General features: G+C 65.5%; 18 protein-coding genes. 9 read left to right on the plus strand and 9 right to left on the minus strand.

Annotated elements, in window-relative coordinates; all coding sequences use genetic code 11:
- Positions 1 to 46: 46 nt before the first annotated feature.
- Positions 47 to 460, minus strand: coding sequence for a phage holin family protein (locus QWJ37_RS01700; RefSeq protein WP_227902993.1), 414 nt, complete (start codon positions 458 to 460; stop codon positions 47 to 49).
- 41 nt (positions 461 to 501) lie between these two features.
- On the opposite strand from QWJ37_RS01700, the gene QWJ37_RS01705 reads away from it, so the two are divergent.
- From QWJ37_RS01705 to QWJ37_RS01720, 4 genes are all read left to right on the plus strand, one after another.
- On the plus strand, positions 502 to 1,641 hold the full coding sequence (locus QWJ37_RS01705) for a histidinol-phosphate transaminase (RefSeq protein WP_290243605.1): 1,140 nt from the start codon (positions 502 to 504) through the stop codon (positions 1,639 to 1,641).
- 144 nt (positions 1,642 to 1,785) lie between these two features.
- Positions 1,786 to 2,997, plus strand: a complete 1,212-nt coding sequence (gene pdhA / locus QWJ37_RS01710) for a pyruvate dehydrogenase (acetyl-transferring) E1 component subunit alpha (RefSeq protein WP_290243607.1) — start codon at positions 1,786 to 1,788, stop codon at positions 2,995 to 2,997.
- A complete protein-coding gene (locus tag QWJ37_RS01715; RefSeq protein WP_290243609.1) occupies positions 2,994 to 3,971 on the plus strand; it encodes a transketolase C-terminal domain-containing protein in 978 nt (325 codons plus the stop codon). Before pdhA ends, QWJ37_RS01715 begins: the two co-directional genes overlap by 4 nt.
- 72 nt (positions 3,972 to 4,043) lie before the next feature.
- The gene (locus QWJ37_RS01720; RefSeq protein ID WP_290243611.1) at positions 4,044 to 5,513 is read left to right on the plus strand and encodes a dihydrolipoamide acetyltransferase family protein; all 1,470 of its coding nucleotides are present in this window, start codon (positions 4,044 to 4,046) and stop codon (positions 5,511 to 5,513) included.
- Between the two features lie 14 nt (positions 5,514 to 5,527).
- On the opposite strand, the gene QWJ37_RS01725 is transcribed toward QWJ37_RS01720, so the two are convergent.
- Both QWJ37_RS01725 and QWJ37_RS01730 read right to left on the minus strand, forming a co-directional pair.
- Positions 5,528 to 6,832 (minus strand): PLP-dependent aminotransferase family protein, encoded by a 1,305-nt coding sequence (locus QWJ37_RS01725; RefSeq protein ID WP_290243613.1) that lies wholly within the window; start codon positions 6,830 to 6,832, stop codon positions 5,528 to 5,530.
- Positions 6,833 to 6,939: 107 nt separating this feature from the next.
- Positions 6,940 to 7,908 carry a helix-turn-helix transcriptional regulator gene (locus QWJ37_RS01730; RefSeq protein WP_227902987.1) on the minus strand — a complete coding sequence of 323 codons (969 nt, stop codon included), beginning with the start codon at positions 7,906 to 7,908 and terminating at the stop codon, positions 6,940 to 6,942.
- Between the two features lie 476 nt (positions 7,909 to 8,384).
- Between QWJ37_RS01730 and QWJ37_RS01735 the strand changes: the two genes are divergently transcribed.
- Complete coding sequence (locus tag QWJ37_RS01735) at positions 8,385 to 9,344, plus strand: lantibiotic dehydratase C-terminal domain-containing protein (protein WP_227902986.1); 960 nt, start codon at positions 8,385 to 8,387, stop codon at positions 9,342 to 9,344.
- 31 nt (positions 9,345 to 9,375) lie between these two features.
- Complete coding sequence (locus QWJ37_RS01740) at positions 9,376 to 9,564, plus strand: hypothetical protein (protein ID WP_227902985.1); 189 nt, start codon at positions 9,376 to 9,378, stop codon at positions 9,562 to 9,564.
- A 151-nt stretch (positions 9,565 to 9,715) separates the two neighbouring features.
- Here the strand turns inward: QWJ37_RS01740 and QWJ37_RS01745 are convergent, their stop codons facing one another.
- Together QWJ37_RS01745 and QWJ37_RS01750 are read right to left on the minus strand one after the other, a co-directional pair.
- Positions 9,716 to 10,273 (minus strand): NAD(P)H-dependent oxidoreductase, encoded by a 558-nt coding sequence (locus QWJ37_RS01745; protein ID WP_227902984.1) that lies wholly within the window; start codon positions 10,271 to 10,273, stop codon positions 9,716 to 9,718.
- Between the two features lie 157 nt (positions 10,274 to 10,430).
- The gene (locus tag QWJ37_RS01750) at positions 10,431 to 10,796 is read right to left on the minus strand and encodes a hypothetical protein (RefSeq protein ID WP_227902983.1); all 366 of its coding nucleotides are present in this window, start codon (positions 10,794 to 10,796) and stop codon (positions 10,431 to 10,433) included.
- A gap of 423 nt (positions 10,797 to 11,219) precedes the next feature.
- Here QWJ37_RS01750 and QWJ37_RS01755 point away from each other — a divergent pair, with 423 nt between their 5' ends.
- Positions 11,220 to 12,554, plus strand: coding sequence for an MFS transporter (locus tag QWJ37_RS01755; protein ID WP_290243618.1), 1,335 nt, complete (start codon positions 11,220 to 11,222; stop codon positions 12,552 to 12,554).
- Positions 12,555 to 12,618: 64 nt separating this feature from the next.
- Here the strand turns inward: QWJ37_RS01755 and ald are convergent, their stop codons facing one another.
- Together ald and QWJ37_RS01765 are read right to left on the minus strand one after the other, a co-directional pair.
- Positions 12,619 to 13,737, minus strand: a complete 1,119-nt coding sequence (ald, locus tag QWJ37_RS01760; RefSeq protein ID WP_227902981.1) for an alanine dehydrogenase — start codon at positions 13,735 to 13,737, stop codon at positions 12,619 to 12,621.
- Between the two features lie 108 nt (positions 13,738 to 13,845).
- Complete coding sequence (locus QWJ37_RS01765) at positions 13,846 to 14,283, minus strand: helix-turn-helix domain-containing protein (protein WP_227902980.1); 438 nt, start codon at positions 14,281 to 14,283, stop codon at positions 13,846 to 13,848.
- Positions 14,284 to 14,422: 139 nt separating this feature from the next.
- Here QWJ37_RS01765 and QWJ37_RS01770 point away from each other — a divergent pair, with 139 nt between their 5' ends.
- Both QWJ37_RS01770 and QWJ37_RS01775 read left to right on the plus strand, forming a co-directional pair.
- Positions 14,423 to 15,550: an alcohol dehydrogenase catalytic domain-containing protein gene (locus tag QWJ37_RS01770; protein ID WP_227902979.1), complete on the plus strand. Its 1,128-nt coding sequence runs from the start codon at positions 14,423 to 14,425 to the stop codon at positions 15,548 to 15,550.
- A gap of 38 nt (positions 15,551 to 15,588) precedes the next feature.
- Positions 15,589 to 16,653: an alpha/beta hydrolase gene (locus tag QWJ37_RS01775; protein ID WP_290243621.1), complete on the plus strand. Its 1,065-nt coding sequence runs from the start codon at positions 15,589 to 15,591 to the stop codon at positions 16,651 to 16,653.
- A 19-nt stretch (positions 16,654 to 16,672) separates the two neighbouring features.
- Here QWJ37_RS01775 and aceB read toward each other — a convergent pair whose 3' ends face one another.
- Positions 16,673 to 18,271 (minus strand): malate synthase A, encoded by a 1,599-nt coding sequence (gene aceB, locus QWJ37_RS01780; protein ID WP_227902977.1) that lies wholly within the window; start codon positions 18,269 to 18,271, stop codon positions 16,673 to 16,675.
- A 172-nt stretch (positions 18,272 to 18,443) separates the two neighbouring features.
- Complete coding sequence (locus tag QWJ37_RS01785; RefSeq protein WP_290243624.1) at positions 18,444 to 19,076, minus strand: RNA polymerase sigma factor; 633 nt, start codon at positions 19,074 to 19,076, stop codon at positions 18,444 to 18,446.
- Positions 19,077 to 19,206 lie beyond the last annotated feature (130 nt).

Genomic DNA, 19,206 nt, shown 5'->3' on the forward strand with positions numbered 1-19,206 from the left:
CGTGCCGGGGGAGGAGGTCCCGGAGGTCCTGCGGCGGACGGGCCGCTTATTGCCGGCTTCGCCTGCGGCTGCCGGTGACACCGTCCAGAACCATGGACACAAGGCTGATAATTACCGCACCCAGAATGGCTGTCCAGAAGAAGGACTCAACCTCGAACTGAATAGGTGTGTAGCTGCTGAGCCAGGCAGTGAGCTCCAGCATGGCCGCATTGATAATGATCCGGAATAGCCCCAGCGTGAGAATGGCCAAAGGCAGCGTCAGGCCTTGGGCAATGGGTCGGACAAGGGCGTTGACAATACCGAAAATCAAACCGATAAACAGATACGCAAGGACGGTATCCAGTGTCGGGTTGCCGGTCATGGACCCGGTGGAACTGGTCAGTGTGAGCCCGGGCAGAAGCCAGCCGGCTACCCACAGGGCAATCGCGTTGACGGCAATCCGCAGGACAAATGAGAGCATGCTCCCATGCTGGCAGAAACGCGGCGTTTAGTGTTAACGCCATGACCACACCCGTGAATGACACCAACGCAGCTGAAGTTCCCGCTACCGGCATTTCCTCCAGGCCCGCACTGGATGAAATGCCCCGCTACAGGGCGGGCAAGCCTCCGGTGGTTATCGACGGCCTGCAAAGCTACAAACTGTCCTCCAACGAGAACCCCTATCCGCCGCTCCCCTCGGTAGTGAAGGCTATCGCGGACCACGCGACCGTCAACCGGTATCCGGACCCGCTTTCCACCGCGCTGCGCACTGAGCTATCCGCTTTCCTGGACGTGCCCGCCGAAGACATCGTGACTGGCGGAGGAAGCCTGGGCGCGCTGAACCAGCTGCTGGCCACATATGCCGGCCGGAATGCGGACGGAACCGCGGATGAGGTCATTTACCCCTGGCGGTCCTTCGAGGCTTACCCCATCAGCGTTGGCCTCGCCGGGGCGGAAAGCGTCAAGGTCCCGCTCCGGGCTGACGGCACCCATGATCTGGACGCCATGGCCGCTGCGGTCACGGGGCGGACCAAGGTTATCCTGCTCTGCACTCCGAACAACCCCACCGGCCCGGCGCTGACCACCGCTCAGGTGGAAGACTTCCTGGCCAAGGTCCCATCCCGCGTCATCGTGGTGATCGACGAGGCGTATGAGGACTTCGTCCGCGATCCGGACGCGGTCAACGGCATCGAGATGTACCGGAAGCACCCCAACGTGGTTGTCCTGCGTACCTTCTCCAAGGGGGCCGGCCTCGCCGGTCTCCGGGTTGGCTATTCGGTGTCGCATCCGCCGATCACCCAGTACCTGCGGGTGGCAGCTGTGCCGTTCGCCGTATCCACCATCGCCGAACAGGCGGCGGTGGCATCCCTGCGCCATCACGACGAACTTGTGGAGAGAATACAAGCACTGGTGACCGAACGGACCCGCGTGGTGGAGGGACTGGAGGCACTGGGCTGGTTCGTTCCGGACGCGCAGGGGAACTTCGTCTGGCTGGCTCTGGGGGAGAACACCCCCGAGTTTGCGGCGCTGGCGGAGCAGCAGGCCCTGGCTGTGAGGGCCTTCGGCACCGAAGGTGTGAGAGTCACGATTGGCGAGGAGGAAGCGAACACCCGTTTCCTGTCAATATGTGCGACTTATACAAAAGGCCCGCGGGTTTCCTAGCGTGTCCTAGGTAGGGCCGAAGGCCGCGCCGTCGTTAGGCTGTGGAAAGTAACTTCCACATATATGCGGAACGGGGAATGTATTCCCCGCAAGGCATATTTCTAGCGCCGGAGTGGCCTTTGGCCGCCCGGGCGAGGAGTAGGCATGGACGTAGGACACCTGCCGGCCAGTGAATTCGACTCGGCCGGATTCGAGCAGACCCTGATGGGGTCTCCCGAGGAGAACCCTGTCCCCGACATGGTCCAGCTGCTCACCATCGATGGGGAAGTCCGTCATGACCCGACCTACAGCAGCTACGTCGCGGACCTGACGGCAGATGAGCTGCGCGGGTTCTACCGGGACATGTTCCTGGTCCGCCGGTTCGATGAGGAAGCGACGGCGCTGCAACGGCAGGGCGAGCTGGTGATGTGGGTGCCGATGACCGGCCAGGAGGGCGTCCAGATTGCCTCGGGCCGGGCACTTATGCCGCAGGACTACGTTTTCCCCACCTACCGTGAACACGGCGTGGCCTACACCCGCGGACTCGAGCTCTCGCATCTGCTGCGGCGTTTCCGCGGTATCTCCCACGGTGGCTGGGATCCCAGGGAAGCGAATTTCCACCTCTACACCCTGGTCCTTGCCGCCCAGGTTCCGCACGCCGTCGGCTACGCGATGGGAATGGCCCGGGACCGGCTGGTGAACCCGAAGCTTCCGGAAGCCGCCACGGTGGCCTACTTCGGTGACGGTGCCAGCTCCGAAGGCGACGTACACGAAGGCATGGTCTTCGCCGCCTCCTACAACGCGCCGGTGGTCTTCTTCTGCCAGAACAATCACTGGGCCATCTCCGTTCCCACCGAGGTCCAGTCGAGGGTTCCGCTGGCCAACCGCGCCCGGGGCTACGGATTCCCCGGAATCCGGGTGGACGGCAATGACGTGCTGGCAGTGCACGCCGTGACCCGGTGGGCGCTCGAACATGCCCGCTCCGGCGGCGGCCCGGTACTCATCGAGGCGTTTACCTACCGGATGAGCGCGCACACCACCGCGGATGACCCCACCAAGTACCGTCTCAGCGCCGACGAGGAAGCCTGGCTGGACCGGGATCCGCTGCTCCGGCTGGAAAAACACCTGCGGAGCCGGGATCTGGTGGACGATGCGTTCTTTGAGGATCTTCGCGAGGAAGGCCGCAACATGGCTGTCCGGCTGCGCGAGAACGTCCAGGCCATGGAAGCGCCCGGGTTTGAGGACGCCTTCACGGATGTCTACGCCGAAGCCCACCCGCTGGTCCGCGAGGAGCTGAACGCCCACCGCGCGTACGAGGCCGGGTTTGCCGATTCCGACGCCGATCCCACCGCCGCTTCCCGGGAGCACACTGCATGAGCACCACCATGACCATGGCCAAGGCCATCAACGCCGGCCTGCGCGCAGCGTTGGAATCCCATCCGAACTCGCTGCTGATGGGCGAGGACATCGGTTCCCTCGGCGGCGTTTACCGGGTCACCGAAGGGCTGAAGGCAGATTTTGGCGCCGACCGCGTGATGGACACCCCGCTGGCCGAATCCGGCATCATCGGAACTGCCATCGGACTGGCCCTGCGCGGCTACCTGCCGGTGTGTGAAATCCAGTTCGACGGCTTTGTCTTCCCGGGGTTCAACCAGATCACCACGCAGCTGGCCAAGATGCACTCGCGCAGCGAGGGCAACCTCAGTGCCCCGGTGGTCATCAGGATTCCCTACGGCGGCGGCATCGGTTCCATCGAACACCATTCCGAATCGCCCGAGGCGCTCTTTGCCCACACGGCCGGACTGCGCATCATCACGCCGTCGAACCCGCAGGACGCCTACTGGATGATCCAGCAGGCCGTGGCCTGCAAGGACCCGGTGATCGTTTTTGAACCCAAGCGCCGGTACTGGCTCAAGGGCGACGTCGACACCTCGGCACCCGCCTCGGATCCGTTCTCCGCGCAGATTGTCCGCGAAGGCACCGATGCCACCATCGTGACCTACGGGCCCCTGGTGCCCGTGGCCTTGGCCGCAGCAGCTGCCGCGGAGGAGGACGGCCGGTCCGTGGAGGTAGTGGACCTGCGGTCCATATCGCCCATCGACTTCGACACCATCACGGACTCGGTGAAGAAAACGGGCCGGTTGATCGTGACGCATGAGGCACCGACGTTCGGCGGCATTGGCGGCGAGATTGCCGCCCGAGTGGCCGAGCGGGCGTTCCTGTCGCTGGAAGCGCCGGTGCTGCGTGTCGGCGGCTTCCATATGCCCTATCCGGTGGCCAAGGTCGAAGAACACTACCTGCCGGACATTGACCGGCTGCTCGAGGCGCTGGACCGTTCCTTCGCCTACTGAGCGTCCTTCGCCTGAGCGCGGCCCCGCCGTTTGCCCACCGTCCCCATCCAGAGCCCTGAAGATCGAGAAGCCATGACTGAAAAGACATTCAACCTGCCGGACGTGGGCGAAGGCCTGACCGAAGCCGACATCGTCGAGTGGAAGGTCAAGGCGGGCGACACAGTTGCCGTCAATGACGTCATCGTCGAAATTGAAACCGCAAAGTCCCTGGTTGAGCTGCCCTCTCCCTACGCCGGTACGGTGGCATCACTCCTGGTCCGCGAGGGCGAAACCGTCGACGTCGGCACGCCCATCATCAGCGTGGCGGTCGACGGCGGGGCGGCCGGCGCTGACCGCGATGGCACTGATGATGCGCTTCCCGCGGCACGGACACCGGAACAGACTCCCGCGGACTCCTCGCCCGAAGCGCCGTCCGCGTCCCTGACCGGCACCGGACCCAAGCCGGACGCCGTCAAACGCCGCCCGCGGCGTCGTTCCACCGTGCCGGCGGATGCAGCACCGTCTACACCCGCCGCCGACGCCCCGGCTGCACCCCGGACTCAGACCCCGGGAGCAGCGTCCCCGGAGCGGACGCAGCCGTCCCGGACACCGCAGGCCGGCCCGGAACCAACCCCGGCAGCCGCAGCAGCGGCTGCTGTCCAGGACCGGGTGAACCGGCTGATCCAGCGGGTACTGGCCAAGCCGCCGGTGCGGAAGGCCGCCAAGGACTTGGGCATCAACCTGGCGGACGTCCCCGCAACCGGGGCCGGCGGTGAGGTGACCAAACAGGACCTCATCAGCTACCAGGCCCAGCGGGAGGCGGAGCGGGAATCAGCGCCACAGTTCTGGACTCCCGGAGCGGGAGCGCAGGAGTCCCGGATTGAGCGGATTCCCGTGAAGGGGGTCCGCCGGGCTACGGCCAAGGCCATGGTGTCCAGCGCCTTCAGTGCACCGCACGTGAGCATCTTCGTGGACGTGGATGCCTCCCGCACCATGGAGTTCGTCAAGCGGCTGAAGACATCCAAGGATTTTGAGGGCATCAGGGTCTCCCCGCTGCTGATCCTCGCCCGGGCGGTCATCTGGGCCGCAGCCCGCAACCCCTCCGTCAACGCGTCCTGGGCAGGCGACGAAATCCTGATCAAGCACTTTATGAACCTCGGCATCGCCGCGGCAACGCCCCGCGGCCTGATGGTGCCCAACATCAAGGACGCGCAGGATCTCTCACTGAAGGAACTCGCGGTTGCCCTGAACTCCCTGGCCTCCACCGCGCGGGAAGGCAGGACGCCGCCGGCGGACATGCAGGGTGGAACCCTGACCATCACGAACATCGGTTCGCTGGGCATTGATACCGGCACCCCCATCATCAATCCCGGCGAAGTGGCGATTGTCGCCTTTGGCACCATCAAGCAGAAACCGTGGGTGGTGGACGGGGAAGTGGTTCCGCGCTGGATCACCACACTCGGCGGCTCCTTTGACCACCGCGTGGTCGACGGCGATCTCTCCGCACGATTCATGGCCGACGTGGCGGCAATTCTCGAGGAACCGGCCCTGCTCCTGGATTAGCCGGGCCCGCGCCCCTAACCGGCGCGGTGCACCTTGGCCTTGTCGACGGCGGCCCTCAGGATCGGTGCCAGCCTGCGGACACCCTCCCGGATGTCCTCCGGCGATACGGCGCTGAAGGCCAGCCGCAGCTTGTTTGAGGGCCCTTCACCGGGTGTGAAGGCCGCGCCGGGGATAAAGACGGTGCCGGCGTCGATCGCCTCGTAGAGCAGGGGATAGGTGTCCACGCCGTCCGGCAGGGTCACCCAGATGAAGAAGCCGCCCTCGGGGCGGGTCCAGGAAACGTCCGCGGGCAGATGTTCCTCCAGCGCGGCGAGCATCGTGGAGCAGCGTTCGGCATAGAGCTCCCGGGAGTCCCGGATATGGCCCATCCAGTCATACTCGCGCAGGTATGCGGATACCAGCATCTGGGTCAGCGGGGAGGGGCACAGGACCACCGCCTCGCAGGCCAGATAGAAGCGCCGGTACAGGTGCCGCGGCACCAGTGCCCAGCCCAGCCGGACTCCGGGCGCAAAGATCTTGGAGAAGGACCCAAGGTACAGCACGTCCTGTGGGTTTGATGCGCGCATGGGCCGCAGTGGCCGGCCGTCAAAGCGGAGCAGCCCGTACGGATTGTCTTCGAGGATGAGGATGTTGTTGCGGCTGCAGATATCCACCACGGCCTGGCGCCGGGCCTCGGTGAGGGTTACCCCGCTGGGGTTGTTGAAGCTGGGGATGGTGTACAGCAGCTTGATGGTCTTGCCCTCCGCCTGCAGCGCGCGGATCTGTTGCTCCAGGGCCTCCGGAACCAGGCCGTCGGCGTCCATCGGGACGGTGCGGACGTCCACTTCGTAGGCTTCAAAGGCGTTGAGGGCGCCGACGTATGTGGGATCTTCGCAGAGAATGACGTCCCCGGGATCGCAGAACACCTTGGCTGCGACGTCCTGCGCTGACTGGGAGCCTGTGGTGATGACAATGTCCGCCGGATCGGCGTCGGTAATCCCTTCTGCGGCCATGACCTCGCAGGCCTGCCGGCGCAGTTCCTCCATGCCCTGGCCGCCGCCGTACTGCAGCGCCTCCAGGCCGTGGTCGCTGATGATCCGCTGGGCCGTCCTGCCCAGGTCCTCCAGCGGCAGCGACTTCAGGTACGGGCTGCCGCCGGCCAGGGAAATCAGGCCGGGTTGGATGGAGATGTCGAAGACATCCCGCACCGCCGACTGCTTGATGTGGAAGGCGCGGTTTGAAAAGAGCATTTCGTGCCGGTGGGATTCGGCGGCACGCTCCAGTGCGGCCATGGTGTCAACGGGTAGTTCTACTGCATTGGAGAATTCCTCGCGGGTCATGCCCCCAATGCTAACCCTGCGGGTTAACTGTTAGGCAACAGCTGTTGCCTAACCGAGCAGGGGTGTCGGACCGGCCCATAAAAGGTGCCACCTCCGGCAGGACCCGACTAAATCCAGCCCGCTTTGTGTGCCTTGATCCCGGCCTGGAACCGGCTTTCGGCGCCCAGTTCCTCCAGCATCCAGGCGATGTGCCGGCGGCAGGTCCGGACGCTGATGCCGACCCGGCGCGCAATGGCCTCGTCCGAATGCCCCGCGGCCAGGGCGGTGAGAACCGAGCGCTGCGTGCTGGTGAGTTCCTCCCGGCCCGGGCTTTCGGTGAGGAAGGGCTCCGCCAGCCCCCAGGCGAACTCAAAGAGCAGGCTGAAAATGCGGATCAGGTTCGGATCCCGTACTACCAGCCCTGCCATGTCGCCGGGATGGAGCTGCCGCGCCACCACTGCCACTTTTTCATCGAAGATCAGGGTGCGCAGGGGCATATAGGGCAGCGTACGGAATTGTCCACCCGCTTCGGTGATGGTTTCCACGGCCTTGCGGGTGGGAACGTGGTCCCGGGTGCTGGAATGGTAAAGCGTCTGGCGCCGGACGCCGCTGCGCAGCAGATCCAGGTCCTTTTGCACACTGTCCTCGTGAATGTCGGCATTGGCGCCCTGCCCCGGGCGCGCAATCAGGACGCGGTCCGTGGCACTGCGACCGTATTCGATGAGCACGCGCTGGACCTTCTCCTGGTCCTCCACCACTTCCACCGAGGAATCCGCGGCAAGACGCTTGCGGGCCTCGGCGTAGGCCGGCGTCAGTGCGGCCATTTCCCGGCGTCGGGCATTGATTCTTCCGCGTAGTTCCAACAGCGCGCGCTCGTCCGGATCCACCAGTTCAGCCAGGGCCACCTCCGGGGAAACGGCCGTGTAGCTGGGGCAGTCCGCAGCCTGCTTGAGCAGCAGGCAGCGCGAGGTGAGCTCCGCTATTGCGGCATCGATGACCCGGCTCGTATACCCCAGAGCTTCCGATGCCTCTTCAGCCGTCCACCCCGGACGGCTGACGGCAAATCGGTAAACATCCAGAGAAGCATGAGACAGCACGGCGGATCCTTTCAATGCAGCAAGCTGACCTCCCCCATGCACACCCTACCCAGCGGGCGGCAAGTGTGGGCCGCTCGTGACGAAAGTGTTTTGTGTCTACAACACACTAGGAAATGTTGGACATGGCCGGTTAATGCCACCATACGCACCCGGCTCGTCCATCCGCAGGAGGGCCGCTAATACGCCGCACTGCCACAGAAATCGGAGAAAAAACGGCTGACCCGTGTGCCGGAAGCGGACATGTCCGGAACCGGGCACCGGAGGGTATTTACAGTCCGCGTGACCGCGGGGGAAGCTTTCGGAGTCAATCAAGGCGCCGGCTGAGCTTCAGCCAGAAGAGACACAAGGGGGATAGCCATCATGATGAAGAGCTGGGATTGGTTCTAACCGTCGGCCCCAATTGGGCTGACCACAGATAACAACAATGCAAGGCCGCTCCAGCGGCGGTAACCAATACCCCGAGGGGAAAGACGCTTATGAGTCAGCTAGCTGCAGTTCGACCAGCCTCACGGACGCAAACCGGCACTCATTGGTGGTCTCTCTCCATCCACACCGGGGGCTTCGATGTAGCGGACGGCATCATTGGAGAGCTGGTTACCCCGCTGGCGGCTCAGGCCCAGATCCTGGGCGCGCAGCGCTGGTATTACACCCGATGTGCCGACCCGGCCCACGCTCACGTAAAGCTGAAAGTGTTGGCCGGCATGGACACCCTGGACCGGCTGCAGTCGCTGTTGGCGGCGCTGCAGGACCAGTCCAGCGGTGTTCTGGGCCATCTGGAAACCAGCCACCAGATCACCGAACCCGCTACGGACCGGTTGAGCCCCGGCGGCGGTGAACCGCAGGACCCCCGCGTGGAGGCGGACCTGGCCAAGTACGGCGGCGTGGAGGGCCTGTCCCTCGCCGAAGAGGTTTTTGAGCTTTCCTCGGATCTGGCCAGCTGGGCAACGGCACGCTTTCCCAAGGTCCAGAACCGCTGGGCCCTCGGGTCACTGCTGCTTTTCGATGCAGCGCGGAGCATGATGAAGGGCCCGCGGGCATCGGCCTGGCCGGACCGCCGGAGGCTCTCCTGGGACTACTACTGGGACAGCCACCTGCGTAGCTGCACCGCCGGATTCGGCCCGCGCGCAGCGGGTGTGCGCCAGGCAATGTCGGTGCAGGTGGGCGCCAAGGTGATGCCGACCCACCGGCTGATGGCGGCGACGGCGGCGGAATCGGCCGTCGAAAACTGGCGGCGCCGCTGGTTCCGGGGAATCGATACCTACCTGTACCGGGCGGACAAGGCCCGGCTTAGCCGAAGCGCACAGCACCTGACTGTCTATCAGGCACACATGCTCCTGAACCGGCTCGGTCTGAGCCTGCGCGAGGAAGCTGCCATGGGACTGTACGCACGCACATGGAGCCCTGAACGCGAATCGGTTCTGCTCGACAAGCGCTGATCCGGCGCATCAAGGGAAGGGGGCCCGTACCGTGGCCGATCAAGAAGAGGTAGTTGTTGCGCAGGCCCATGAGCTGGGCTCAGTGCTGGGCTGTTCCGAAGATGTACTTGCCGATATGAGGGACAGCGGCGTCCTTGAACCCTTTGGGGAGGCATGGAATGTCGGCCCGGCGCGGGAGTACCTGCGCGACGCAGCCTGGGCCGATCAGGTCTGGTACTAAGGGCCTGGTACTAGGCGGGGCAACGCGTAGAAGGTAGAACGTAGAACAGGGAAGGGACGGACCGGTACCGGTCCGTCCCTTCCCTGTTGTGCGGGTGCTGACTGCTCTCCGCCGGGATTCTCCCTAGACGGCGGGAACTAGACGGCGGAAACTAGACGGCGGAAACAGAGGCGTCGGCCAGCACGCGGAGGGCTTCGTCCAGCTGGGCCACGGTCTCTGCATCGTCCTTCGGGTGCAGTTCGGCGTAACGGGTTACCGAGCTGCCGATGGCCAGGCGTACTTCCTCGACCACGCGGGCGCCGGCGATTCCCACCGACTTGCGGGCATCATCCTGGGCCCAAACGCCGCCGTACTGGCCGAAGGCAGCGCCGATAACCGCGGTGGGCATTCCGGAGATGGGGCTGGCGCCAAACGGACGGGACAGCCAGTCGATGGCGTTCTTGAGGACGGCCGGCATGGTCCCGTTGTACTCGGGGCTGATCAGCAGCAGGCCGTCGGAAGCGGCGGCAGCGTTGCGAAGGGCCTGTGCCGTCTCGGGAATAGTTCCCTCGGCGTCAATGTCTTCGTTGTAGAAGGGGATCTCGCCAAGCCGGTCAAAGATCTGAACCTCGACGCCTTCCGGGGCGCCCGCTGCGGCAGTTTCGGCGAGCTGGCGGTTAACGGAACCGGCGCGCAGGCTGCCGACGAGGGTCAAGATTGTGGTGCTCAAGGTTGGAACTCCTGTCTGGCCGCGCACTCTGACTGGGGCGCGGACACGAATAACGTTTCAACCCCTTAAACGGGCCAGCACGGAAATTTATTCCCGAAAGGGCTTGCATTTACCGCACGAAGGGTGACGGGAAGTCCCGACCGGGTGGGACGCCGGGCTAGGGCCGGCGGTTCCCGGTCCCGTCCGGCCGGTCGAGCCGCAGGGAGGAAATCAGGGAGCGAAGCGCCTTGCGCAGCTCCTGGCTGTCCTCGGCGTCGAGTGTTATTTCGGCCTCCGCCAGCTTTGCGCACTCAATGACCTGACGGCCCGCGTCAGTGATGCACCACAGGCCCTGCCCGTTACGCGAGGCGTACCCCGAGGAATGCAGGGACGCCAGGTCACTGTCCAGGGAAGCCGGCTGCCCGGTGGTGGCGGCAAGGGCGGTGTCATCGGCTGTGGACAGGGCGAGGCGGTTGAGCAGGGAATACCGGTCGCGGGTGAGGTCAAACCGTTCCAGCACACTGTCGGAGGCTAGATGGGTCACGTGGGCAGCTGCCGACAGTAGGCGAGGAAAGTATCCGGGAGCGGGTGCGGGGTCCTGCGCGGGACCATCAGTGTCCGGCATCTGCGGCTCGTTGTCCGGAGCGGTGCCCGACGCGGTGTCCGGTTCGTTGTTCACAGTGCCCGTAACCGGGTGCGGTGGCCGGCGGGGCAGGCCGGGGCGGGAAATGCACCGGGAAGAAACCTTCGGGGTGCGTCAGCAGGGCAGACGTGGGAGTACGGCACGGATTCCTCGTGAAGGCAGGGTACGGGAGAGGCAAAGACCTTCGGCCACGTCTTGACCAAGGGAAATAGTAGAGCGAAACCGCTCTCCCCGCCAATCGCTCCATCCGGGCCGCAGCGGCGGAAACTGACACAGATTGACATCGAATCTGTATGTGGCCCTTCTCTCAGTTAGCGTTATCTGATGCACATCAAGGACCGGATCGAAGAAGCCCGGATGAGTCCCCGGCAGGTGGCCATCATTGCCATCTGCACCATGCTGTACATGATCGACGGATTTGACGTTCTGGTCATGGCATTCACTGCCAGCCACGTGGAGGCGGAGTGGGGGCTGAACGGCGCGCAGCTGGGCTACCTGCTGAGCGCCGCGCTGGTGGGAATGGCCGTCGGGTCGATCTTCGTCTCGACCGTGGCCGACATTATCGGCAGGCAGAAGACCCTGCTGATCGGCGTCTGCATCGTTGCCCTCGGCATGCTGGCCTCCTTCTTTGCCCCCAGCTATGCCGTGCTGGTGGCCCTGCGTTTTGTGACCGGCATAGCCATTGGAACCCTGCAGGCAACCATCAATGTTTTTGCTTCCGAGTTCTCCAACGCCAAGCGCCGCTCCACGGCGCTGGCCATTGTCAGTATCGGTCAGCCGATCGGCGGTGTTCTTGGTGGCATAGTCACCGGGGTGCTGATCAGCCAGTACGGCTGGCGGTCAGCGTTTATGTTCGGCGCCGTCGTGACCTTCATGATGATTCCGCTGGTGATGAAGGTGTTCCCGGAATCCGTGGACTATCTGCTGGTACGGCGCCCGGCCGGTGCCTTGGAACGGGTCAACCGGAGCCTGCGTGCCATTGGCCAGCCCGCCGTGGACGTGCTGCCCGAACGGGTGCAGCAGCAGCATCACAAGTCCCGCTTTGCGGACATCCTCACCGGTTACAACGCCCGGCGCACCATCCTGCTGGCGCTGGCCTACTTCATCCTGATGGCCAGCTTCTACTTCGCGAACTCGTGGACGCCTAAACTGATCACCGCCAGCGGGTTCTCGGCCCAGGACGGGATCAATGCCGGCATCCTCTTCAGCGTGGGCGCCATCGTGGGTGCGGTCATGCTGGGCCTGTTTGGGGCCCGCTTCCCCATGCGGAAGGTGCTGGCCGTCTTCTTCGTGATTGGCGCGGCAACGTTTGTGGTGTTCGCCAATTCCACTACCGGTTCACTCGGCTGGGCACTGTTTGCCGCGGCGCTGGTGGGCTTCGGGTCCAATGCGCCCATCGCCGGAATGCTGGCCATCAGCCCCACCTACTACACCAGTGACGTGCGCGGCACTGCGCTGGGACTGGTGATCGGTATGGGCCGGGTGGGTGCCATCGTGTCCCCGATCCTGGCCGGTGCCCTGATCGACGGCGGCTGGACCCCCGGCGACCTGTACTTCCTGTTCGTGATTCCCATGGCGCTGGGCGCCGTCGTCATCTCGCTGCTGGGCAAGCCGGTGCTGCGCGGACCCGCCGCCAAGGCGGACATCCCGGTCCACTAAGGCCGCACCCGAAGGCGCCGCACGGTTCTGTTTCCGGGACGGAAGCAGAACCGTGCGGCGGAGCCTAGGAGTTGACCAGTTCAGGCCAGTCCGAAGCCAGCTCAAGGCCATGTGCCGCGGACACGGAGGAGTGGGTGACCCGTCCGCCGGCGATATTCAGGCCGTGGGCCAGCTCGGGATACCGCTCGAAAGCGCCGGTGACGCCGCGGTCAGCCAGGGCCACTGCGTAGGGCAGCGTCACATTGGTCAGGGCATAGGTGGACGTGTTCGGCACGGCGCCGGGCATGTTGGCCACGCAGTAGAACAGCGATCCGTGCACCCGGAACGTCGGTTCCTCGTGTGTGGTGGGGTGGCTGTCCTCGAAGCAGCCGCCCTGGTCCACGGCGATATCCACCAGGACACTGCCGGGTTTCATCCGCGCCACCATGGCATTGGTGACCAGCTTGGGGGCCTTGGCACCGGGAATCAGCACGGAGCCGATCACGAGGTCCGCGTCCAGCACGGCACGCTCGATTTCAAACGCGTTGGATGCCACGGTTTTGATCCGCCCGGCGTACTGGGCATCAAGTTCGCGCAACCGGTCAATATTGATGTCCAGCACGGTGACGTCGGCATGGGCGCCGACGGCGGCCGCAGCGGCATTGGTGCCGGCGACTCCGGCGCCCAGCACCACCACCTTGGCGGGACGGACTCCCGGCACGCCGCCCAGCAGCAGCCCGGGACCGCCGGCGGGAGCCATCAGGGACTGGGCTCCGACCTGGACCGAGAGCCGCCCGGCAACTTCGGACATGGGGGCAAGCAGCGGCAGGGCCCTGCCGCGCTGCACGGTTTCATACGCAATGGCGGTGACACCGGATTCCAGCAGGACAGAGGTCAGTTCCGCCTCCGCAGCGAGGTGCAGGTAGGTGAAGAGAATGAGGCCCGGCCGGAAATGGCGGTACTCGGAGGCGATGGGTTCCTTCACCTTGAGGATCATGGCGGCCTGGGACCAGACGTCGTCGGCTGAGTCCAGGATCCGCGCTCCGGCCGCGGCATACTCCGCGTCGGAAATATTTGAACCGGTGCCGGCACCGCTTTGTACCAGCACCTCATGGCCGTGGGTAAGGAGCTCGTGCACTCCCGAGGCAGTGATTGCTACGCGGAATTCATTGTTCTTGATTTCCTTGGGGATACCGATGATCACAGTATTGCTCCGTCAGTAGGGTCAGCCGGCGGGGTGTCCGCCGACACAGCCCCAGCATAGATCCCCGGGCACCGTTGCGGGCATATGCGTCCGCTGCCGGTTGGCGGCTCAGCTGTCCGTTCCGCCCGGGCCGGCGGTTTCGCGCGCCGCTTTGGCGGCACTTTGGGATTCAAGCCAGGCCTGGATGTCTTCCATCCGGATGCGGCGGTGCGAACCGCGGTACTGCACCGGGATGATGCCGGCGTCGGTCAGGTTCCGCAGGTAGGTGTGTGAAATTCCGGCGGCGGCGGCGGCCTGCGAGGTGGTCAGCAGCGGCACCGGCCCGGCAGGAAGGGGCGGGTCCGCAGGAGCCGGGGTGGAGATCTTGACGGCATCGCCCCGGGCCAGGCGGGAGAGCAGCTCCAGCACCGCGTCCCTGGCTGCGTCCGGAAGCCGCAGGGCGGTCCCGTCCACAAAGACGGTCACATCCCCGGCGGCCAGGGCACGCTTCAAGGCAAGGGTGTCTTTGTCCGGCAGTGCCGGTACGGTCGCGGAACTCTCACTCATGACTTCATCTTGCCAAAGGATTCCGGCACCGGTGCCCATCCGGGGCGTGTTGGAACGTGCCGGACGTGGTGGAATAAGGCTGTCGGTGCGGAAACCGCCGGACCGGACAGACGCGGCAGGAATCTTCGAAGGAGAGTTCATGGGTATCGAGGGCACCAGGTCCATCCGGGGAGCGGTCCTCGAAACCATGGGCGCCGAGCGCCCCTACGCCCGTTCCCGGCCCGTAGCTGTACGCGACCTGGAACTCGATCCGCCGGGGCCGGGGGAGATCCTGGTGCGCATCGAGGCGGCCAGCCTGTGCCACTCGGACCTGTCGGTGGTGAACGGCAGCCGGGTGCGGCCCCTGCCCATGCTGCTCGGGCATGAAGCGGCGGGCAGGGTGGAGGAGCTGGGCGACGGCGTTCAGGATCTCAGTGTGGGGCAGCGGGTAGTGATGGCCTTCCTGCCGCGCTGCGGCGACTGCGCGGGTTGCCGGACGGACGGCAAAATGCCCTGCATTCCCGGCAGCGCGGCCAATAACGCCGGCACGCTTCTTGGGGGCGGGATGCGGCTGCGTTACCCCGACGGCGGGGAAGTGCGTCACCATCTGGGCGTTTCCGGCTTCGCGACCCACGCGGTGGTCAACCGGAAGTCCGTGGTGCCGGTGGAGGACGATATTCCGCCTCAGGTAGCCGCCCTGCTGGGCTGCGCCGTCCTTACCGGCGGCGGAGCCGTGCTGAACCCCGCGCGTCCGGGCCGGGACGACGACGTCGCAATAGTCGGGCTCGGAGGGGTGGGCATGGCAGCCCTCCTGACGGCGCTGTCGCTGGATGTCCGCACGGTCATCGGCATTGATGCACTGCCGGAGAAACTCATCCGGGCCAAGGAACTGGGCGCTGACGCGGTGTATACCCCGCAGGAGGCGATTGAGGCCGGCATCCGCCCGGCGCTGGTGATCGAGGCAGCCGGGCATCCCCGGGCCTTTGAAACAGCGGTGCGGATCACTGCGCCCGGCGGCACCACCGTGACAGTGGGCCTTCCCGGCCCGGACCAGACCTCGGAGATCACTCCGCTCACCTTGACGGCCGAGGCCAGGACCATCATCGGCAGCTACCTCGGTTCTGCCGTGCCTGCACGCGATATTCCGGTGTATGCACAGCTCTGGCGGGAGGGAAAACTTCCGGTGGAGGAACTGGTCTCCTCCACGATCGCCCTGGAGGACATCAACGCTGCCATGGACACCCTCGCGGACGGCCACGCGATCCGCCAGGTGATTCTTTTTGACTAGCGGAACCGGACTCCCGGCCGGGAACGTGGCGGCACAGAATGAATGAGTCCGCGGACGGGATCCCGGCGGCGCAGGAGTGGCGTCCGGACATTCTGGGGGAGGGGTTCGAGCAGCTGACCATGCCCCTCCCCGGTGGTTCGGTGGCCACGCTTGTGCGTTACGTCCCGCCGGAGCCCCATCCCCGCGGGCCGGTGCCGGCGGCGGATTCCGGGAGCCCGGACGCCGTCCCTGCCGACGTGCTGTACGTACACGGCTGGTCGGACTACTTTTTCCAGACCGAACTGGCCCGCTACTGGGCGGGCCGTGGCGCGCGCTTCTTCGCAGTGGACCTGCACAATTACGGGCGCAGCCTGCGGCCGGGCCAGGAACCCGGCTTTGCCCGGAGCCTCGCGGAGTATGACCCGGATCTGGAGGCGGCACTGCGGGCCATGGGCCAGGACCGGCCGGACGCAGCCCCGCTCATCCTGCTTGGGCACTCCACCGGCGGGCTGACGCTGGCCACCTGGGTGTACCGGCATCCGGGACGGGCGGCTGCCCTGATCCTGAACAGTCCCTGGCTGGAATTCCAGGCCACCGAACTGGCCCGCCGCGTGATGTCTCCGCTGGTGAGCCTTCAGGCGCAGCGCCGGCCCCGCACTCTGTTCCCTCCGGTGGATCAGGGGATTTACACCCGGACCGTCTCCGCAGCGTTTGGCGGGGAATGGCACTACAACACGGACTGGCGCCCGGTCCGCGGGTTTCCCGTTACCGTGGCGTTTTTGGATGCCGTCTTTTCAGCCCAGGCAACCGTGGCGGACGGGCTCCGGCTGGAGGTGCCCGTGCTGGTGCTGCTCTCGGACAAGAGTTACCTGCACCCGAGGTGGTCCGAGGCAGCGGAACGCGCCGACGTCGCCCTCGATGTAAACGTGGTGGCCCACCGGGCACTGTCGCTGGGTTCCGCGGTGAGCGTGGTGCGGATTGCCAACGCCATGCATGACGTGTTCCTGTCCGCACCGGCGGTGCGGGCGCAGGCCTATGCGGCGATTACCCGCTGGAGCAGCGGCTACCTTCGGGTCCCGCCGCAAAGCGGCAGGACCCGAAGCGCGCTCACACCGCCGGGGTGAACCGTGGCGGTGTGCCCGGCTAGTCGATCAGCTCGTATGCAGGCAGGGTCAGGAAGTCCGGGTAGTCCTCGGAGAGGCTGATCTCGCCGATCATGCGGCTGGCCGGTTCGAAGTACGCCGTGAACATTTCCTCGGAGACCTCACCGCGCAGGCGTTCGGTTTCCTCGGCAAGGATCCGGCTGACCAGTTCCTCCGTCACCGTGTCGCCGGTGTCCTCAAGCACCACGTTGTTGCGAACCTGCTGCCAGACCTGGGACCGGGAAATCTCCGCCGTCGCAGCGTCTTCCATCAGGTTGCGGATGGCCACTGCACCGTTGCCGGAAAGCCAGATGGCCACGTAGTTGACAGCCACGTAGAGGTTTGACCGCAGTCCGGCCTCGGTGATGGATCCGCCGGCGGTGCTGACATCCAGCAGGTCCGCAGCGCTGACCGAAACATCGTCCCGCTGCCGGTCCACCTGGTTGGGCTTCTCGCCCAGCACGCCGTCGAAAACGTCCTTGCAGGTGGCAACCAGGTCCGGGTGTGCCACCCAGGAGCCGTCGAAACCGTCGCCGGCTTCGCGGGTCTTGTCCGCCTTGACCTTGTCCAGGGCGGCGGCAGTGGTTTCCGGTTCGCGGCGGTTCGGGATGAACGCGGCCATGCCGCCCATCGCGAAGGCGCCGCGGCGGTGGCAGGTCTTCACCAGCAGCTCGGTGTAGGCGCGCATAAACGGTGCCGTCATGGTGACGTCGGCGCGGTCGGGCAGCAGGAAGGACTTTCCGGCGTCACGGAAGACCTTGATCATGCTGAACAGGTAATCCCAGCGGCCGGCGTTCAGGCCCGAGGCATGGTCGCGGAGTTCGTAGAGGATCTCGTCCATCTCGAATGCCGCCGGGATGGTCTCGATGAGCACCGTGGCGCGGACCGATCCCTGGGGTACGCCCACGTACTCTTCGGCGAAGGTAAAGATGTCATTCCAGAGCCGGGCTTCGAGGTGGCTCTCCATTTTGGGCAGGTAGTAGTACGGGCCCTGGCCGTTCTCGAGCAGCTGCTTGGCATTGGCGAAGAAGTGCAGCCCAAAGTCCACCAGTGCGCCCACGGCGGGTTCGCCGTCGATCAGTACGTGCTTCTCCGGCAGGTGCCAGCCGCGCGGGCGCATCACGACGACGGCGAGCGGGGCATCCGTGCGCAGCTTGTATTCCTTGCCCTCGGGGGACGTGAAGGAAAGGTCTCCCCGGGCTGCGTGGTAGAGGTTCACCTGCGAATCCACCACGTTGTGCCAGGTGGGGGTGCAGGCATCCTCGAGGTCGGCAAGCCAGACCTTCGCGCCGGAGTTCAGCGCGTTGATGGCCATCTTGGCGGGGGAGGCCGGGCCGGTCATTTCCACGCGCCGGTCCTGCAGTGCGGCCGGGGCCTCGGCTACCTTCCAGTCTCCGCTGCGAACCTCGGCGGTTTCGGGCAGGAAGTCCAGCTTGCCCGAGGCGGCAACCTCGCGGCGGCGGACGGTGCGGGCAGCGAGGCGCTCGTCGCGGGTGCTGCGGAAGCGGCGGTGGAGTTCCTCGATGAATTCCAGTGCCTCGGGGGTCAGGATCTGCTCCGCTCCCTCTGCGGGTGAGGGGTCGGTTACTTCAATGGCCATGATGGTTCTCCCTGTCGACAATGCCTGTGGGGCGGGTGCGGGTGCAGCAACGGGGCCGCGGCGGTCCGTGATGAACCGCCAACCCTACACTTTCTTCCGTATCGTGGATATTATTATCTGTGGAGTGGAATTACAAGGGTAAATGTGTCCTGTGACCCAGCATTACCGGTGCCTACTTCCACTCCGTCATAGCCGCTGCCAGGTGTTCCCGCGCCCGTGCCAGCCGCCCGCGGACCGCCTGGGGGCTGATCCTCAGGGCGGCACCAATCTCCGCGTAGCTCTGGTCATGGACTTCGCGCAGCAGCCAGCATGCCCGCTGGTCCGTCGGGAGCAGGGAGAGGGCACGCCGCAGGGTCTCGAGTTCAGCCGAGACTTCCGCGGTGCGGTGCGGGTCCGTACCGGGAAACGCGGCACGGAAGTGCGGGTCATCAGCATCCGGATCCAGCATGTCCTGCGGGTGGGAGGTGCGGCGGCGCAGGACGTCGAGGCAGCGGTTGGTGGCTGTGCGGTAGACCCATCCGCCGAACGCATCGTCGCGTTCCAATGACGGCAGCACGCGCCAGCCAGCCGTGAGTGTGTCCTGCACAACGTCTTCGGCATCGCCGCGGTCCCGCAGCATGCGGTAGGCCAGCCGGAACAACCGTTCCCGGTAAAGTGCCACAAGGTATTCGAACGCCGTCAGATCGCCGCCCCTGGCCATCGCCACGAGGGAAACCTCGTTCGGGAAGCCGGTATCCGTCCCCGCCGGGCTGCGGGTGGAACCCCTCCGGTCATGTGCCGCCTGCGGCAGCTCGGATCCTGCCATGGTGTCCCTTGTCCGTCCGGCAGTGACCGGATCTGCTCCGATTTTCCCAGAGGTGCGGGCAGGGCGGAATAAGCGGCTGCCGGACCGAGGGGAAGATACCCAAATCTCAGCTGCGGCCGTGACGTTTCCC

Source organism: Arthrobacter sp. YD2, assembly GCF_030410475.1.
Classification (GTDB): domain Bacteria; phylum Actinomycetota; class Actinomycetes; order Actinomycetales; family Micrococcaceae; genus Arthrobacter_B; species Arthrobacter_B zhangbolii.

Bases quoted from the DNA above. Each gene is read 5' to 3' on its own strand.
- QWJ37_RS01700 (WP_227902993.1), bottom strand. From the start codon at position 460: ATGCTCTCATTTGTCCTGCGGATTGCCGTCAACGCGATTGCCCTGTGG.
- QWJ37_RS01705 (WP_290243605.1), top strand. From the start codon at position 502: ATGACCACACCCGTGAATGACACCAACGCAGCTGAAGTTCCCGCTACC.
- pdhA (WP_290243607.1), top strand. From the start codon at position 1,786: ATGGACGTAGGACACCTGCCGGCCAGTGAATTCGACTCGGCCGGATTC.
- QWJ37_RS01715 (WP_290243609.1), top strand. From the start codon at position 2,994: ATGAGCACCACCATGACCATGGCCAAGGCCATCAACGCCGGCCTGCGC.
- QWJ37_RS01720 (WP_290243611.1), top strand. From the start codon at position 4,044: ATGACTGAAAAGACATTCAACCTGCCGGACGTGGGCGAAGGCCTGACC.
- QWJ37_RS01725 (WP_290243613.1), bottom strand. From the start codon at position 6,832: ATGACCCGCGAGGAATTCTCCAATGCAGTAGAACTACCCGTTGACACC.
- QWJ37_RS01735 (WP_227902986.1), top strand. From the start codon at position 8,385: ATGAGTCAGCTAGCTGCAGTTCGACCAGCCTCACGGACGCAAACCGGC.
- QWJ37_RS01755 (WP_290243618.1), top strand. From the start codon at position 11,220: ATGCACATCAAGGACCGGATCGAAGAAGCCCGGATGAGTCCCCGGCAG.
- QWJ37_RS01765 (WP_227902980.1), bottom strand. From the start codon at position 14,283: ATGAGTGAGAGTTCCGCGACCGTACCGGCACTGCCGGACAAAGACACC.
- QWJ37_RS01770 (WP_227902979.1), top strand. From the start codon at position 14,423: ATGGGTATCGAGGGCACCAGGTCCATCCGGGGAGCGGTCCTCGAAACC.
- QWJ37_RS01775 (WP_290243621.1), top strand. From the start codon at position 15,589: ATGAATGAGTCCGCGGACGGGATCCCGGCGGCGCAGGAGTGGCGTCCG.
- aceB (WP_227902977.1), bottom strand. From the start codon at position 18,271: ATGGCCATTGAAGTAACCGACCCCTCACCCGCAGAGGGAGCGGAGCAG.
- QWJ37_RS01785 (WP_290243624.1), bottom strand. From the start codon at position 19,076: ATGGCAGGATCCGAGCTGCCGCAGGCGGCACATGACCGGAGGGGTTCC.